The sequence below is a fragment of the Gammaproteobacteria bacterium genome (assembly GCA_011375345.1).
Lineage (GTDB): Bacteria > Pseudomonadota > Gammaproteobacteria > DRLM01 > DRLM01 > DRLM01.
In genome coordinates this window covers 1-16661 of record DRLM01000144.1, presented here as the reverse complement: position 1 = coordinate 16661, position 16661 = coordinate 1, and the positions used below count along the sequence as shown (strand labels likewise).

The 16661-nt window shown below is 63.1% G+C and carries 18 protein-coding genes; 4 read left to right on the top strand and 14 right to left on the bottom strand.

Going from position 1 to position 16661, the window contains the following annotated elements:
* The 9 genes from ENJ19_11050 to truA form a co-directional block, all read right to left on the bottom strand.
* Positions 1 to 1470, bottom strand: a 1470-nt coding sequence (locus ENJ19_11050) for an amidophosphoribosyltransferase (protein ID HHM06257.1), incomplete at its 3' end; no start/stop codon positions are given.
* Positions 1471 to 1492: 22 nt separating this feature from the next.
* On the bottom strand, positions 1493 to 2023 hold the full coding sequence (locus tag ENJ19_11045; protein ID HHM06256.1) for a CvpA family protein: 531 nt from the start codon (positions 2021 to 2023) through the stop codon (positions 1493 to 1495).
* A 110-nt stretch (positions 2024 to 2133) separates the two neighbouring features.
* A complete protein-coding gene (locus ENJ19_11040) occupies positions 2134 to 2667 on the bottom strand; it encodes an SPOR domain-containing protein (GenBank protein ID HHM06255.1) in 534 nt (177 codons plus the stop codon).
* A gap of 3 nt (positions 2668 to 2670) precedes the next feature.
* On the bottom strand, positions 2671 to 3969 hold the full coding sequence (gene folC, locus ENJ19_11035; protein ID HHM06254.1) for a bifunctional tetrahydrofolate synthase/dihydrofolate synthase: 1299 nt from the start codon (positions 3967 to 3969) through the stop codon (positions 2671 to 2673).
* Between the two features lie 55 nt (positions 3970 to 4024).
* Entirely contained in the window at positions 4025 to 4885 is an 861-nt protein-coding gene (locus ENJ19_11030; protein ID HHM06253.1) for an acetyl-CoA carboxylase carboxyltransferase subunit beta, read from the bottom strand.
* Positions 4886 to 4928: 43 nt separating this feature from the next.
* Positions 4929 to 5747, bottom strand: coding sequence for a tryptophan synthase subunit alpha (locus tag ENJ19_11025; protein ID HHM06252.1), 819 nt, complete (start codon positions 5745 to 5747; stop codon positions 4929 to 4931).
* The gene (trpB, locus tag ENJ19_11020) at positions 5744 to 6949 is read right to left on the bottom strand and encodes a tryptophan synthase subunit beta (protein HHM06251.1); all 1206 of its coding nucleotides are present in this window, start codon (positions 6947 to 6949) and stop codon (positions 5744 to 5746) included. The genes ENJ19_11025 and trpB overlap by 4 nt, the downstream gene beginning before the upstream one ends.
* Positions 6933 to 7562: a phosphoribosylanthranilate isomerase gene (locus ENJ19_11015; GenBank protein ID HHM06250.1), complete on the bottom strand. Its 630-nt coding sequence runs from the start codon at positions 7560 to 7562 to the stop codon at positions 6933 to 6935. Before ENJ19_11015 ends, trpB begins: the two co-directional genes overlap by 17 nt.
* A 30-nt stretch (positions 7563 to 7592) precedes the next feature.
* Positions 7593 to 8399 (bottom strand): tRNA pseudouridine(38-40) synthase TruA, encoded by an 807-nt coding sequence (gene truA / locus ENJ19_11010; GenBank protein HHM06249.1) that lies wholly within the window; start codon positions 8397 to 8399, stop codon positions 7593 to 7595.
* Between the two features lie 289 nt (positions 8400 to 8688).
* Here truA and ENJ19_11005 point away from each other — a divergent pair, with 289 nt between their 5' ends.
* On the top strand, positions 8689 to 9459 hold the full coding sequence (locus ENJ19_11005) for a hypothetical protein (protein HHM06248.1): 771 nt from the start codon (positions 8689 to 8691) through the stop codon (positions 9457 to 9459).
* 254 nt (positions 9460 to 9713) lie between these two features.
* On the opposite strand, the gene hda is transcribed toward ENJ19_11005, so the two are convergent.
* The 4 genes from hda to ENJ19_10985 are packed head-to-tail and all read right to left on the bottom strand — an operon-like array spanning position 9714 to position 13396.
* Positions 9714 to 10460: a DnaA regulatory inactivator Hda gene (gene hda, locus ENJ19_11000; GenBank protein HHM06247.1), complete on the bottom strand. Its 747-nt coding sequence runs from the start codon at positions 10458 to 10460 to the stop codon at positions 9714 to 9716.
* 15 nt (positions 10461 to 10475) lie between these two features.
* The gene (locus tag ENJ19_10995; protein HHM06246.1) at positions 10476 to 11546 is read right to left on the bottom strand and encodes an AI-2E family transporter; all 1071 of its coding nucleotides are present in this window, start codon (positions 11544 to 11546) and stop codon (positions 10476 to 10478) included.
* 33 nt (positions 11547 to 11579) lie between these two features.
* Positions 11580 to 12107, bottom strand: coding sequence for a CDP-alcohol phosphatidyltransferase family protein (locus tag ENJ19_10990; protein ID HHM06245.1), 528 nt, complete (start codon positions 12105 to 12107; stop codon positions 11580 to 11582).
* 38 nt (positions 12108 to 12145) lie between these two features.
* Positions 12146 to 13396, bottom strand: a complete 1251-nt coding sequence (locus ENJ19_10985) for a DUF2066 domain-containing protein (GenBank protein HHM06244.1) — start codon at positions 13394 to 13396, stop codon at positions 12146 to 12148.
* Between ENJ19_10985 and ENJ19_10980 the strand changes: the two genes are divergently transcribed.
* From ENJ19_10980 to ENJ19_10970, 3 genes are read left to right on the top strand one after another with little or no spacing between them, the layout of a single operon-like run.
* Positions 13388 to 14446, top strand: coding sequence for a phosphoribosylformylglycinamidine cyclo-ligase (locus ENJ19_10980; protein ID HHM06243.1), 1059 nt, complete (start codon positions 13388 to 13390; stop codon positions 14444 to 14446). The genes ENJ19_10985 and ENJ19_10980 overlap by 9 nt on opposite strands.
* Entirely contained in the window at positions 14443 to 15081 is a 639-nt protein-coding gene (locus ENJ19_10975) for a phosphoribosylglycinamide formyltransferase (GenBank protein ID HHM06242.1), read from the top strand. Before ENJ19_10980 ends, ENJ19_10975 begins: the two co-directional genes overlap by 4 nt.
* Positions 15081 to 15872 (top strand): DUF3108 domain-containing protein, encoded by a 792-nt coding sequence (locus ENJ19_10970; GenBank protein ID HHM06241.1) that lies wholly within the window; start codon positions 15081 to 15083, stop codon positions 15870 to 15872. The genes ENJ19_10975 and ENJ19_10970 overlap by 1 nt, the downstream gene beginning before the upstream one ends.
* Positions 15873 to 16038: 166 nt before the next feature.
* On the opposite strand, the gene ENJ19_10965 is transcribed toward ENJ19_10970, so the two are convergent.
* The gene (locus ENJ19_10965; GenBank protein ID HHM06240.1) at positions 16039 to 16605 is read right to left on the bottom strand and encodes a dCTP deaminase; all 567 of its coding nucleotides are present in this window, start codon (positions 16603 to 16605) and stop codon (positions 16039 to 16041) included.
* Between the last annotated feature and the right edge of the window lie 56 nt (positions 16606 to 16661).

The following is a 16661-nucleotide window of genomic DNA, read 5'->3' as shown; positions in this document are numbered from 1 at the left end:
CGCGCGGGCTTCTTTGGCGTTGTCATTGCGCAATGCTGCCAATGCATCCAGATAACGTTCGTCTACATCGCCGGTAACGTATTCGCCGGTAAACACAGATGCTTCGAATTGTTCCAGCTTGCGGTTGCCGCGGCGCACGGCTTCATAGAGGGCAGACAGGTCTTGATAGATGAGCTTGTCGGCGCCGATGATGGCGGCAACCTCTTCGTCGCTGCGGTTGTGGGCCACCAGTTCGCGGGCAGCGGGCATGTCGATGCCGTAGACGTTGGGATAACGCACGGCCGGTGAGGCGGATGCAAAGTAGACTTTGCGCGCGCCCGCTTCGCGGGCCATTTGCACGATCTGCTGCGAGGTGGTGCCACGCACAATGGAGTCATCCACCAGCAGCACGTTTTTGTTTTTGAATTCCAGGTCGATGGCATTGAGCTTCTGACGCACGGACTTTTTGCGTTGGGTCTGCCCCGGCATGATAAAGGTGCGGCCGATGTAACGGTTTTTGATAAAACCTTCGCGGTACTTGACGCCGAGATTGTAAGCCATCTGCAAGGCAGCGGTGCGGCTGGTGTCAGGAACGGGGATGACAACGTCGATATCGTGATCGGCCCACTCGGACAGGATTTTGGCGGCAAGCTTTTCGCCCAGACGCAAACGCGCTTTGTACACCGACACGTTGTCGATAATGGAATCCGGCCGCGCCAGGTACACGAATTCAAAAATACACGGGGTATGCTCAGGCTGGTCAGCACATTGGCGGGTGTGCAAGCCGCCTTCCAGATCGATAAACACCGCCTCGCCCGGCGCGATATCGCGGTTCAATTCAAAACCCATGGCGTCCAGGGCCACGCTTTCAGAAGCGATCATGTATTCCACGCCCAGCTCGGTGTTGCGATGACCGAAGACCACGGGACGAATGCCGCGGGGATCACGAAAACCGACGATGCCATAGCCGGTGATCATGGCCACCACGGCGTAAGCGCCGCGGCACCGGCGGTGCACGGCGGTGATGGCGGTGAAGATATCGTCTTCGGTGATACGCAGTTTGCCCAGCTTTTGCAGTTCGTGGGCGAAGACGTTGAGGATGATTTCGGAGTCGGAATCCGTGTTGATGTGACGCAAGCCCTCGCGGAACAAGTCTTGTTTCAATTCTTCCGCATTGGTGAGATTGCCGTTGTGGGCCAGCGCGATGCCAAAAGGGGAGTTAACGTAAAAGGGTTGCGCCTCGGCGGAGGTCTGACAGCCGGCAGTGGGGTAACGCACATGACCGATGCCCACGTTGCCGCGCAGGGTGAGCATGTGGCCGGTCTTGAAGACATCGCGCACCAGCCCGTTATCCTTGCGCAAATAGAGCCGGCCGTCGTCACAGGTCATGATTCCGGCGGCATCCTGGCCGCGATGTTGCAGGACCGTCAGGCCGTCGTAGAGCGACTGATTGACGGGCTGCCTGCCCACTATGCCGATAATGCCACACATCGTCGTCCTTTCCGCCTCACGCTCATTGCTGCGCCGCGCCACCCAGCGCGGATTGCAAAGGTTCGAGAATCTGGCCCAGGTAGTTGTTCAACAAGGGCTCCACGAAAGAGATGATCAGGGAGTCCTGCCACCATTGCGCTTCCCGGAAAGGGGTGTAACTGCCCACCAGCACCAGCACCGCGACGATCACCCCGCCCCGCACCAGGCCAAACACCACGCCCAGCGACCGGTCCATGCTGCGCAACACCGGCAGTTTCATGACCTGCGACAGCAGCGCACTCAGCAGCCCGCCTACCATCATCGTCACAATGAACAAAATCAAAAAGGCGGCAATCTGCCGCAACGAGGGATTGGTGACCGCGTTCAGAAACACTTCGCTGACCAAAGGGCTGTAGCGCACGCCCACCCAGAAGGCCAGCACCCACACCGCCAGCGACAGCGCTTCGCGGACAAAGCCGCGGATCACGCTGATCACGGCCGACAGCAAAACCAGGCCCAGCAGGGTGTAATCTATCCACAGCACGGAGAACACCCGGGAAGGCAATATGGATATTTGAACACGGCTTAGAACGTCTGCCCGCCAAACTGGCGCCGGTTAAGAAAAACTGGCATTTTACCAAAGTTATGCGCCGTGCGCGGTCCCCTGGCCGCCAGCACAATCTTTCACGGGTAACGCAGCACAATGGCCTCGCTGCCCAGCTTCTCCGATACCGCTCCGCGCACCGCTTCCGCTTTGGCCCGGTCCAGCTCAGGACCGATCCGCACCCGAAAGACATTGCCGCGATTGCGCTTCACGGGTTCAACGAAGGCGCGATAACCCTGGGCCATGAGCCGGTCCCGCAGCTCCATGGCTTTGCGCTCGCTGGCAAAGCTTCCCACCTGCACCACCCAGGCACTGGCGGGCGCCGCCGGGCGCGAGGAGGCCGCAACGGGGGAGCTGGCCGGCGCCGCCGCGGGTGTCGGGGATGCGGAGGCGGGACCGGCGGCTTCCAGCTCTTGTTCTGCCTGCTGACGCCACTCATCCAAGGGCAAAACCCGGGTCACAAAGCCCTGCTCGGGCTTGTGGGGAATGCCGGCGCCGGGCGCCACCGACAGGGCTTCTTCGTGCAGATCGATCAAAACGGGCACCACCAGTGCGGCAATGGCGGCCAGCACGGCCATCCCCACCAGCCGATGTTTGACTTTGCCCGGCTCCATCCCCTAACCTCCCACCGCAGCCCCCGGCCGGCCGGCCAGCCAGACCCGGCCGGCTCGCAGGGCGGCGCTCACGGTATAAAAAGAACCCACCACAATGATTCTGTCCTGCTCCCCGGCCTGGGCAGCCACGGCCTCCAGCGCCGCCGCCACGTTTTCGCAGACGCTCACCGGCGCAGCCAGGGTCCCCATGCGGCCTGCCAGTTCAGCGCCGCTGAGGCCCCGCGGCACCGCCAGACCGGCGGCATGCCAACCATCCACCTCGTCCGCCAGGGCGGCCACCACCCCGGCCGCATCCTTGTCGGCGAGCATGCCCAGCACCGCATGGCGCCGGCCGGCGCAGGGCAGCTCCCGCAAACGTGCCGCCAGGGCACGGGCCGCCTGGGGGTTGTGGGCCACATCGCACCAGCGCAAACCGGCCCCGTCCAGACACTGGGCCCGTCCCCGAAGGCGGGCTGCGGCGAGCCCTTCGCGCACTGCGGTTACACCCACGGGGCAGCGCTCCGCCAGCAAGGTCAGCGCCATCAGCACCGCCGCCGCGTTGCCGCGCTGGACAGCGCCACCGCCCAGAGGTTCAGGCAGACCCTGCCAGCCGTGTCCCCCGGGTCCCCACCAGCCCCACCCGGCCGGCCCCACGTCACTGCCAAAATCCCGCCCCAGGCTATAGGGCTGCGCCCCCACGGCAGCGGCATGGGCCAGCACACTGGCCGGGGGGGCGGTCTCGCCCAGCACCACCGGCCGCCAGGGACGCATGATGCCCGCTTTTTCCCGGCCGATGGCTTCCCGGTCCGGGCCCAGCCAGGCGCTGTGGTCCACGTCCACGGTGCTGATCAGGGCCAGGTCGGCATCCCAGGCGTTAGTGGCATCCAGACGGCCGCCCAGGCCCACTTCCAAAATCGCCACATCCAGGCCCGCGCGAAAAAAAATGTCCATGGCCGCCAGAGTGCCGAACTCAAAGTAGGTGAGGGAAATCGCGCCACGGGCCCGGTCGATGCGTTCGAAGGCGGCGCAAAGCTCATCGTCACTCACCGCGGCGCCCGCCACCCGCACCCGCTCGTTGTAACGCAGCAAATGGGGCGAGGTGTAAGCCCCCACGCGGTAGCCGGCGGCGACCAGCACCGCTTCCAACAAAGCCACGCAGGAGCCCTTGCCGTTGGTGCCCGCCACGGTGATGAGGAGAAAAGGCGGCCGTTGCAGGCCCAAACGCTGCTGCACCACCCGTACCCGTTCCAGCCCCAGGTCGATGGCCCGCGGATGCAGACGCTCCTGCCAACTCAACCAGGCCTGAAGGGTGCGAAAACGCATGTGGGCTCGTCCGACGTTCGTCCCCCCGGGCCCGTGGCCGCAGGACCCGGCTCTTTCACACCGCCGGCCGGCGCAGCAGCATGGCCAGCACGCTGGCGATCCGGTCGCGCATGTCCCGGCGGTCCACGATCATGTCCAAAGCGCCATGCTCCAGAAGAAACTCGCTGCGCTGAAAGCCGTCGGGCAGGGTCTCCCGCACGGTCTGTTCGATCACCCGGGGACCGGCGAATCCGATCAAGGCCCCGGGTTCGCCGATGTTGATGTCCCCCAGCATGGCCAGGCTGGCGGACACTCCCCCCATGGTGGGGTCTGTCATGACCGAAATATAGGGCAGTCCCTGCTCCCTGAGGGCCGCGAGGGCGGCGCTGGTCTTGGCCATCTGCATCAGGGAAAACAAGGCCTCCTGCATGCGGGCGCCGCCGCTGGCGGAAAAACACACCAGGGGGATGCGCTCTTCGCCGGCGCGCTGCACCGCCCGCACGAAGCGTTCACCCACCACCGCCCCCATGGAACCGCCCATGAAACCGAACTCAAAGGCACACGCCACCACCGGCAGGCCCTTGACCTGGCCACGAATGACCACCAGCGCATCTTTTTCGCCGGTTTTCTTCTGGGCCTGGACCAGGCGGTCTTTGTATTTCTTGCTGTCTTTGAATTTGAGCACGTCCGCCGGCTCCAGCTCCTCCCCCAACGCCACCCGCGGCTCAGGATCAAGGAACAGATCCAGCCGCCGCCGCGCCCCGATACGCATGTGGTGACCGCACTTGGGACACACGTCCTGGCTGCGCTCCAGCTCGGCCCGGTAGAGCACCGCGTTGCACGCGTCACACTTGGCCCACAGGCCCTCGGGAATGGATTTTTTGGTGGTGCCCTCGGTGCGGATGCGGGAAGGCAGGAGTTTTTCGAACCAACTCATGGTGTGTGAAAGTCCGTCTGATCAATAAAACTGGGCCGACGGCTCAGGCAGTCCGTACGGCCTTGTCCATCGCCCGGCGCATTTCGCCCACCAGGGCCGCCGCCGCGCCGTTAATGTCTTCACCCCGCCCGGCCGCCGCGGCGATGCCCTTGACCAGGGCGCTGCCCACCACGACCGCATCCGCCACTTGGGCCACGGCTGCCGCCGAGGCACCGTCGTGGATGCCAAAGCCCACACCGATGGGCAGGTCGCTCAGGGGGCGGATGGTGTTCAGTTTTTCCGTCACGCTGGCCACGTCCAGATGGCTGGCGCCGGTGATGCCCTTCAAGGAAACGTAGTACACGAAACCACGGCTGGCGGCGGCGATGCGGGCAATGCGCTCGGCGGTGCTGGTGGGCGAGAGCAGAAACACCGTATCCAGGCCGTGGGCCCGGGCGGCCTGGATGTACTCCCCCCCCTCTTCCGGTGGCATGTCCACAATCAGCGCGCCGTCCACCCCGGCGGCGGCAGCCTGAGCGGCGAAAGCCTCGCAGCCCATGACTTCCACGGGATTGAGATAACCCATCAGCACCACGGGCGTGTCGCGGTCTTGAACGCGGAAACGCGCCACCATGGCCAGCACCTGTTTGAGGCTGACGTGGTGGGCCAGGGCCCGCTCACAGGCTTTTTGGATCACCGGCCCCTCGGCCATGGGATCGGAAAAGGGCACGCCCAGTTCAATGATGTCGGCGCCGGCCGCCACCAGAGTGTGCATCAGGGGCACGGTGGCATCGGGATCGGGGTCACCGGCGGTGATGAAGGGAATCAGTGCCTTGCGGCCGGTGCCGCGCAGACGGGCAAAAACGTCGGCAATGCGGCTCATACCTCGATGCCCTCCAGCGCCGCCACGGTGTGAATGTCCTTGTCGCCCCGCCCGGACAGATTGACGATAATGATCTTGTTCTCGTCCAGGGTGGGCGCCAGCTTGGCGGCATAGGCCAGGGCGTGGCTGGATTCCAGCGCGGGCATAATGCCCTCCAGGCGGGTCAAATCGTGAAAAGCCTGCAGGGCCTCATTATCGGTGGCGGCCACATAAGTGGCACGGCCCTGGTCCTTGAGCCAGGCGTGCTCAGGACCCACGCCGGGATAATCGAGACCGGCGGAGATGGAATGGGTTTCGATAATCTGACCGCCTTCATCTTCCATCAAATAGGTGCGGTTGCCGTGCAACACCCCCGGGCGGCCGGCGCACAGCGGGGCGGCGTGACGGCCGCTGGCCAGGCCCGCGCCGCCCCCTTCCACACCAAACATGGTCACGCCCTCGTCGGCCAAAAACGGATGAAACAGGCCAATGGCGTTGGACCCCCCGCCCACGCAGGCCACCAGAGCATCGGGCAAACGGCCTTCCGCGTCCAGAATCTGTTGCCGGGCTTCGCGGCCGATGACAGCCTGGAAATCGCGCACCATGGCGGGATAAGGGTGGGGACCGGCCACGGTGCCAATGATATAGAAGGTGTTGTCGACGTTGGTGACCCAATCGCGCATGGCTTCATTCAGAGCGTCTTTGAGGGTCTTGGAACCGGAGGTGACGGGCACCACCTCGGCCCCCAGCAAACGCATGCGGAACACATTGAGCTTTTGCCGCTGCACGTCTTCCGCCCCCATGTACACCACGCATTCCAAGCCCAGGCGCGCCGCCACGGTGGCAGAGGCCACGCCGTGCTGGCCGGCACCCGTCTCGGCAATGATGCGGGTTTTGCCCATGCGTTGGGCCAGCAGGGCCTGGCCCACGGTGTTGTTTACCTTGTGGGCACCGGTGTGGTTGAGGTCTTCGCGCTTGAGATAGACTTTGGCCCCGCCCAGATGGGCGCTCCAGCGGGCGGCGAAATAAAGGGGCGAGGGCCGGCCAACGTAGTGGGCCAGGTCGCGGTCCAGCTCGGCCTGAAATGCGGCGTCGTCCCGATAGCGCTCGTAGGCGCGGGCAAGTTCCTCCAGCGGCGCCATCAGGGTCTCGGCCACAAACCGCCCCCCATAAGGCCCGAAATGGCCGTATTCATCCGGCAAGCTTTCAGTTGCTGTCTGCACCTTGTACCTCTCTCACAAAGGCGGCGATTTTCCCGGCGCTCTTGACCCCCTTGGCCGCTTCCACGCCCCCGCTCACGTCCACCCCATAGGGCCGCACCCGGCGGATGGCCACCGCCACATTGCCAGCGTCGAGTCCCCCGGCCAGGATAATGGGCAGGGGACAGGCGGTGGGCACCCGCGCCCAATCGAAAGTCTGGCCGGTCCCGCCGGCCATGCCTGGACGGTAGCTGTCCAGCAACAGCCCCCGGGCGGTCCCATAGCGCGCCGCCGCCGCGGCCACATCGAGATGCGCGCGCATGCGCAGGGCTTTGATATAGGGCCGGCCGAAACCACTGCAAAAGGTCGCGGGCTCATCGCCATGGAATTGCAACAAGTCCAGCGGCACCCGGCTCAACACCTGTTCCACCCAGCCCGGTTCAGGATCAACGAACAAGCCCACCGTGGTAACAAAAGGGGGTAAGACCGCTGCGATGCGCCCGGCCTGGGCCGGGCTGACGTTTCTCGGGCTGGGCTCATAAAACACCAAGCCAATGGCATCAACGCCCGCCCCCGCCGCGCAGCACGCATCTTCAGGGCGGGTGATGCCGCAGATTTTCACGCGGGTTCGAGCCATGCCGCAGCGGGCCTGTGCAAAACGTGCAGGTTACCAAACCACGGCGCTGTCCGAAACCACCGGCAGGCCAAAGCGGGCCGGGTAGCTCACGGCCATCAAATACAGGCCATGGGGCGGCGCCGTGACCCCGCCCAAGGCCCGCTCCCGGGCGGTGAGCACTTCAGCGGCCCAATCTGGCGGGCGCTTGCCTGCGCCGATTTCCATCAGCACGCCGGCAATATTGCGCACCATGTGATGCAAAAAGGCATTGGCTTCGACATCAATGAAGACCAAATCCCCTCGGCGGCTGACCTCCAGGCGATAGACGGTGCGCACCGGGCTTTTGGCCTGACAGGCCCGGGCGCGGTAGGCGGAAAAATCGTGCTCTCCCAGCAAATGCCCGGCAGCCTCCTGCATGGCCGCCACGTCCAGTTCGCGAAAAGCCCAGGCCACCCGCCAGGCCAGAAAAGTGGGCCGCACTGGGCGATTGAGGATCACATACCGATAGCACCGCCGCAGGGCGGAAAAGCGGGCGTGGAAATCACCCGCCACCTCCCGGGCCCACAGCACGCTCACCCCCTTGGGCAATTGGCTGTTGGCACCAAAGGCCCAGGAACGCATGGGGCGCCGGGCGCGGGTGTCGAAATGCACAATCTGCCCGGCGGCATGCACCCCGGCATCGGTGCGCCCGGCGCAAACCACCTTGATGGGTTCGTCCGCCACCCTGGACAGCGCCCGCTCCACCGCGGCTTGCACGCTCCGGGCGTGATCCTGAATCTGCCAACCGGAAAAACCGCTGCCGTCGTACTCGATGGCCGCGGCGAGCCGGCTGGAGAAAAAACAAGGTCGTGAACTCATCGGAACTGAACTTCATGTTTCATCAGAAATTCACCCTTAAGAAAGAGATTTACTTTGTCTCCAAGAGGCCGATAATCTATGATTAGGGAAGGCGCAGGAGCGCCGGCAACACAATTACTATAATGGGTTACATAATTTTCATTGAAAGGACTTTAGGTTGATCCTATAATTACATGAAAACAGAGGATCGATTCCGGGTGAGAAGGAGTTTGCCGATGAACTCGGATGTAAGATGCCTCAACACACAAACAGTTATGAGCCAATATTACGCCAATCTGTGGGTTTGATATTGGTGTTACTCGGCGGGATAGCGCGGGCTGAGTTTCCACTGGATTTCAACGGCCATCCCGACGGCGCGCCGGCGATCAACAACAGCTGGGCCAGCAGCACCTGTAACCGCGACGGTTTCGGACCCTGCTCATCGGGTTTCGCGGGCTACAACGACAATGATCCCACCCCTTTTCTGTATGAAACCGTCAACATCGATGGGACGGATTATGTTCACGTCGTCATCGGTGACCCCAGTCAGGGTTTCGCCCAGGATACCTATGTCGAGGGCGCGGTAAGCTCCATCACCCCTGCGGCGGCGAACGCCGCGCACGGTTTCAACAGCGGCATCGACCCGCTGAACGGGGGCGGCAACGGCAGCGGCAACCCGGAAAAAGTGGTGATGCGCCAGCTGGTGAGCGACGGCGAAGTCACCATTGAGTTCCTCAAAGACGCGTTGTCCTCCAAGCCGAAGATCTCGCAAACCGTAACAACGCCTGAAGTCACCGCAGTCTTCGAAACCGACATGCGCAGCATCGACTACAAGGACATCTCCACCGCCGCCCCCATCATCAACACCGTCTCCCTGACCGGCCCCAATGCGCCGGAGGACATGGTTGATTTCAATGTGGGCACCGGCTCGCAAAACGGCCACATCACCGCCGGCCGTTACACCTACACACCCGGCCCGGGCACCTTGGGCAGCGAGGGGAGCTACACTTACTGGGAAGGAGATGTCAACGTGGAAGGCGTCGACTGGAGCGCCTTCCGGGATCCGGCCCAAAACCCTTAAGACCGCAGACCGCATTCTTACCAGGGGGCGAATGATCACGCGGCGCTTTGGGCTCGCAGGGGGTGTTGGCATACACGCGTCGCACTACTGACTAAGGATCCCCTGGGAAGCAAAAGAACAAGTGAGGGCCCGTCCGTCCGGTAAAAAAGGGGGGGTTGGCGGCCATCATCGAAACGGAATCCGCGACACCCAAGCGGCACCGCACGTTTCAAAACTCCAGCGCCCAGGCCGGACCGACGGCGCCAGAACCCGCCCTATGCCGAATCCCCCGCGCTTGTGGATGCGCCGCTTCCCCTTCCCTCGGCGTGCGCGCGCATTTCCAGTACGCTCTTTACGAAAGGGACTGTCAGCCGGCGCTGGGCGGCCAGAGAGGCTCGATCCAGCATCTCCAGGATAGCAAACAAATCCCCCATATTTCTGGGACAGTGACGCAACAGATACCGCGCGACATCCTGGGAAAGCGTCAGGCCCCTCGCCTCGGCATGTCCCCGCAAGGCAGCGGCTTTTTCTTCGTCATCCAGGGTTTTCAAGTGCAGCACTGGCCCCCCCGCCAGGCGTGAGCACAAATCGGGCAGATTCACGCCCACACCGGCTGGCGCCGCATTGGCCGTCATAAAAATCGGCGTGCCGCTGTCCAGCGCGCGGTTGAACAGGTGAAACCACGCCCTTTCCCACTCGTGCCTCCCGGCCGCCGCCTGGACATCGTCCACCAAAATCGCCGCGGCAGCTTCCAGGCCATCCAGCACCGCGGGCGTCCAATCGCCCGCTTCCCCCAAGCAAAGGTATGCAGGAGACCGCCCGCCCCGGGAGTATTCGTGGGCCAGGGCATGTAACAGATGGGTCTTCCCGCTGCCCGGCCCCCCCCAAAGATACACGCTGCGTTCACCGCCACGGCGCACCGCATCACGCAACAGGGCCACGATATGGGCATTGGGGCCTGCGAAGTAGTTGTCGAAACTGGCGCGTTCCTGCAAGCACAGGCTTAGGGGCAACTGACTCACGGACCCGCCACCGTATCAGGGCGTTTCGTCCCGGTCGCCGCCGTACAAACCACTGCGGACGTAGCGCTCATGGGCGTGACGAAGCATCACCATCACCACGGCGGCAACGGGGAGCGCCAACAAAACGCCGACAAAGCCAAACAACTGCCCGCCGGCCATCACGGCAAAAATCACGCCCACGGGGTGCAGGCCGATACGGTCGCCCAGCAGCAGGGGTGTCAAGAGCATGCTTTCCAGCGCTTGCCCCACAGCGAACACCAGCAACACGTAAATCACGTGAATCACGTCCTGAAACTGGGCCGCGGCCGCGATGCCCGCCACCAGCACACCGAGAATGAATCCCAGATAGGGCACGAAGCTGACCATGCCGGCGCCGAAACCGATAAGAAACGCCAGCTCCAGGCCCACCCACCACAAACCCAGGGCATAGGTGGTTCCGAGAACCAGCATCACCGCCAGCTGCCCCCGCATGAACCCACCCAGGACCTCGTCACATTCCCTGGCAATCTGCACGACGGCAGGCTCGAAGCGCCGGGGGATCAACTCCCGGATCCGCGCGACAATGAGATCCCAGTCCCTGAGCAGGTAGAAGGTGACAAGGGGTATCAGTACCAGATTGGCCACCCAGGCGAGCAGTGCCAACCAGGAACGGGTGATCGAACCCAACAATCCTGCCGCCAAGCCGCCCACCTGCTGCCAATGTTGGGTCAGCGCTTGTTTGAGGCCGGCCACGTCCAAGTCGGTACGGGCCAACCCCAAAACCGAATGCAACCACGGCATGGCTGTCGCTTGAATCCAATCCAGATACCCTGGCAACCTGGCCACCAGCGCCGCCACTTGCTGTTGCAGCAAAGGAAGCACCAGTACCACCCCAGCCACAAACACCAGCACCATGACCAGGAAGACTGCTGTCACCGCAAGGGCACGGGGCAGGTGCCGGGCTTCCAGGCTGTCTACCAACGGGTCACCGATGTAAGCCAGGGCCGCCCCGATCAGGAAGGGAGTCAGAATGGGCGCCAGCAAATACAGCAGCAGCCCGGTGCCTGCAACACTGAGCAGCGCGAAAAATCTTTGCGTGTCCGTCACTGGCCGGCCGGTGCTGAATTTTTCAAGGATGTTCTATTCGTGATGACTGCGCGCCCGCGCCTGCCACGCTCTGCGGCCCCAGGTCCACACATAATCCCCCCCGCTCCACAGGGTTGTAACGAACACCACTGACATTATTGCGTTGATGAACCATTCAGGCAACGCGGCACCAGCCAGACTCACCACCACCGCCAGCACCAGTACGATTTGCGCAAAGGTGTTGACCTTGCTCACCAGGGACGGCGCCATTTCGTAGCGACCAATCAAAAAATGAAAAGCCAGGGCGCCCCCCAACACCACAATATCGCGGGCCAAAACGGCCACCACCAGCCACAGGGGAATGAAACCCGTCCACCCTAGGGCCAGGTAAGTGGCAACGAGCAGCAGCTTGTCGCCAATGGGATCGAGCACGGATCCAAGACGGCTGCGCCAGTTGAAACGTTTGGCCAGATAGCCATCCAGCCCATCGGAAACGCCTGCCACGAAAAACAAGATCAACGCTGCCAGATAACGCTCATGAAGCAACAACAATGCAACGGGCACCGCCAGGGCGATGCGCATGAGGCTCAGAAGATTGGGCAGGTGTCGTCCGATTCCGCTCACGGTGCTAACTGATAGTTCAAGGCTCCTGCGAGTTGGGTACCGGCCCTGTTCCCTGGGGCGGACGTTCTGGGAATCAACGTGTGATCCAGTGCCAGCAGTTCCACCAATCCCTCGGCGCGACCGCGAACGGTCACCCGGTAGATCACATCCAGCCCCTGCACCTGGGCCGGCTGCACGTGACTGACCGAATCCAGGGAGGCAAGGTAGGCGCTGACTCTGGCGTAACGCTCCAGATCACCGATGCCGTTCACCGCCAGATATACCTGGCGTTCGCCACCGGCAAACAAAGGCGCATAGCGGGCCGCCAGACGATCGGCCGTGCCCTCCACCGCCCGCGCCACCACATCCGTGGGCAGCACGCCAACAGTGGTCCACGACGCCATGCTGCGGCCATCGGACAAGGTCCACTGTCCCTGCCAATGATCCAGGCCGGTTTGATACACCCGCCCGACCAGCACGCGCTGAACGCGGTAGCGGGACGAGGCCTCCAGCACTGTGTCAGTGAAACCGCCCCACAACTCGGCCACATCCACCTTGGCCTGATCTTCCAGATCCTGCAAAGGAATCACGATGGGTATGCCCCGCGTGGTGCCGGCGCTGCGGGCAGCGGCCTGAATGTCAAAACGGGCGTCGCCGCCAACCACCGAGCGCACCCCCCCTTCCTCCACCACAATCCATAGGGCGGTGGCCGGACGGTTCCGCCCCCATACCGGCAAACCCGCATCCACCAGCTGCCGCTCCAAGGCAGAGCGGTCGAACCGCACCCACAGAATCTGTCGCGATCCCGACGAGGAAAACAAGCCGCCCTGCTTGTTATCGCGGTATTGGTATTGCTGCACCCACCGGCTGGCGTTTTCCAGCACAGGTGCCAGGGCGGGGTTTTCCGGCGCGGAAACATCGCCTGTCACCTTGACCACCACCTGCGCCAGCGCGGCCTTGATGGCCTTTTTACGCTCAGCGGTGCCCTGTCCGGACACCGGCACTGTTCCCTCGAACAGATCCGTCACCACCGCTGCCGTGGCGCCCACTGCGACCAGCGCCAGACTCAACAGCCCGGCGATACACAACAGGTGTTTGGGCATCCCCCCTCCACCCTTCATCCCAAAACCTCGGGCTTGGTGCGATAACTTGATGATAATAATACTACTTTCTGCATGGCTCGGACGGGGACAAGATGACGGCAAGCCGTTACAATAAACATAGTTTACCATTTCCCACACGTTTTGGACTGACTTGTCATGACCCATACCCCCCCCCGCAACGGCGGCCTCAGCTACCGGGACGCCGGCGTGGACATTGATGCCGGTGAGGCACTGGTTGAGCGCATCAAACCGGTGGCTGCCCGCACTCACCGCCCCGGCGTACTGGCCGGCCTGGGCGGCTTCGGCGCCCTGTTCGAACTGCCCCTGGAACGCTACCGCCATCCGGTGCTGGTCTCTGGCACCGACGGCGTAGGCACCAAGCTCAAACTGGCCTTGGCGTTGGGCCGACACGACACCCTGGGCATAGACCTGGTGGCCATGTGCGTCAATGACATCATCGTGCAAGGCGCCGAGCCGCTGTTTTTCCTGGACTACTACGCCACCGGCAGGCTGGATGTGGACACCGCCGCCCAGGTCGTCGCCGGTATCGCTGCCGGCTGCGAGCTGGCCGGCTGCGCCCTGATCGGCGGTGAGACGGCGGAGATGCCGGGCCTGTACCGCAACGGCGAGTATGATCTGGCCGGTTTTTGCGTGGGCATTGCCGAAAAATCCCGACTCATCGACGGCAGCCGGGTGCGCCCCGGCGACGCCCTCATCGGCTTGGCTTCCTCCGGCCCCCATGCCAACGGCTACGCCCTGATCCGCAAGATCATCGAACACGCCGGCGCCGACCTGGCGCAGCCTTTCGGCACCACCACCCTGGGGGAGGCCTTGCTCAGTCCCACACGCATCTACGTCAAACCCCTGCTGAAACTGTTGGAGACCGTGCCGGTGCACGCCCTGGCCCATATCACCGGGGGCGGCCTGCTGGAAAACCTGCCCCGGGTCATGCCCGCCCACACCCGGGCCGTTTGTGACGGCCGCAGCTGGCGGCGCCCACCCGTTTTCGACTGGCTGCAACAGCAAGGGAACATCGCGGATCTGGAAATGTTCCGCACCTTCAACTGCGGTGTCGGCATGGTCATGGTGGTCCCCGAGGAGCAGGCTGCCGCCGCCGTGGCCGTGCTGACAACCCAGGGCGAGACGGCCTGGCGGCTGGGACATATCGCGGCAAGCGACAGGGAAACACCCGCGGTTGAGATCCTGCCCGCATGAGCCCCACGAAAGCCGTCCCCCTGCCCATAGTGGTGCTGATCTCCGGTAACGGCACCAACCTGCAGGCCCTCATCGATGCCCGCCAGCGGGGCGAGCTGCCGGTGGACATCAAAACGGTCATCAGCAACCGGCCCGGGGCCCCGGGCCTGGAGCGGGCCCGCCGGGCAGGCATCCCCACGGCTGTGATTGACCACAAACACTATCCCGACCGGGACAGCTTCGACCGCGCCCTGCAACAGGAAATCGACCGCCATCACCCCGCTTTGGTGGTGCTGGCCGGTTTCATGCGCATCCTCACCCCGGCCTTCGTGAACCATTACCGCGGCCGCATGCTCAACATTCACCCGTCCCTGCTGCCCGCCTTCCGTGGTTTGAACACCCACCAACGGGCCCTGGAGGCAGGAGTCAGCAAGCACGGCGCCAGTGTGCACTTTGTCACCAGCGAGCTGGACGGCGGTCCGGTCGTCGCCCAACGGAAAGTGCCCGTTCATCCCGACGACGATGCCGTCACCCTTTCAGCCCGTGTTCAGCAAGTGGAACATAAACTCTATCCCGAAGTCATCCGCTGGTTTGCCGAAGGCAGGCTGGAATTGCGCGGAACACAGGTATTCCTGAACGGTCAGCTCTTGCAATAATGTTTGCCACGCGACAACTCGAACCCATAACGCGCCATGGCCACCACATCATTGCCACCGCATTATTCCTGGCCTGTTCCCTGACCTTCGCCGCCAGCGCCGGCGGGACAATCCCCCAGGCGCCCCTGCCGAACTTCAGCGCCACCTACGAAGTCAGCCGCAACGGCATCAAGCTGGGCGAGTCCAGCCGCGTGCTCAGGCGTGGCGCCAATGGCCAATTCATCTACGAATCGCAAACCCACGCTACGGGCTTTGTGGCCTGGCTCATCAAGGATCTGATCGTGGAACGCAGCGTGTGGATTCCCGCGGAACACGGACTCAGGCCCTTGAGCTACAGCTACGACCGCAGCGGCGGGCGCAAGGAACGACACGTCAAACTGCATTTTGACTGGGAAAATCTGCGGGTCACCAACGACATCGGCGGCGATATCTGGCGCATGACCATCCCGGCGGATGCATACGACAAACTCATCTACCAACTCGCGATCATGCACGACCTGAGCCAGGGTCGTGAAACGTTGCAATACAATATCGCCGATGGCGGCAAGCTGAAAAATTACGAATTTGAAATTCTCGGCCGCGAAACCATAGAGACGAAACTGGGCCCCCTGAAGACCGTGAAAATCCGCCGCATCGATAAAAAACGGGACACCGTCATCTGGTGCGCCACAGCCTTGAACTATCTGCCCGTGCGCCTCGATCAGCGCGAACCCGACGGCGCGCGCTTCAGCATGGAACTGCTGTCGGTGGAAGGCTTCGGGCCCGCCGCGGCGGTCACGTCGCAAAAATAAACCGAACCGTGGGGCAAAACTGGACAAACTCCACCCCGCGCCCTCTGCGCTCCCCGCATAGTGGCCCCCATCCTGCCACATGGCGCGGCACACCCGGCCCGACGATGGAACATGCCACCGCTGTCAGCCGCTGCCCCGCACCGGCCGCCCAAAAGCCGGCCTGGGTTTACGCCCTGGGCAGGGTCACACCCTGTTGTCCCTGATATTTGCCACCGCGGTCCCGGTACGAGGTATCACACACCTCGTCTGATTCCAAAAACAACACCTGGGCCACACCTTCATTGGCATAGATTTTCGCCGGCAGTGGCGTGGTGTTGGAAAACTCCAACGTCACGTGCCCCTCCCATTCCGGTTCCAAGGGCGTCACGTTGACGATGATGCCACAACGGGCATAGGTGGATTTACCCAGGCAAATGGTCAGCACGCTGCGCGGAATGCGGAAATATTCCACCGTGCGTGCCAAGGCAAATGAATTGGGGGGGATGATGCACACATCGGATTTCACGTCCACGAAGCTGTTGGCATCGAAGTTTTTCGGATCGACGATGGCGGAGTTGATATTGGTGAAAATCTTAAACTCATCGGCACAGCGGATATCGTAACCGTAGCTGGACACACCGTAAGAAATCACCCGCTCCGCCCCGCGCTCGCGTACCTGGTTCGGCTCGAACGGCTCGATCATGCCGTACTGCTCGGCCATGCGCCGGATCCATTTGTCGGATTTTATGCTCATGTCGCTCCACTCACACATGTAGGGCGGACTGTGCCCGCCATCTTCTGTGAACAAGG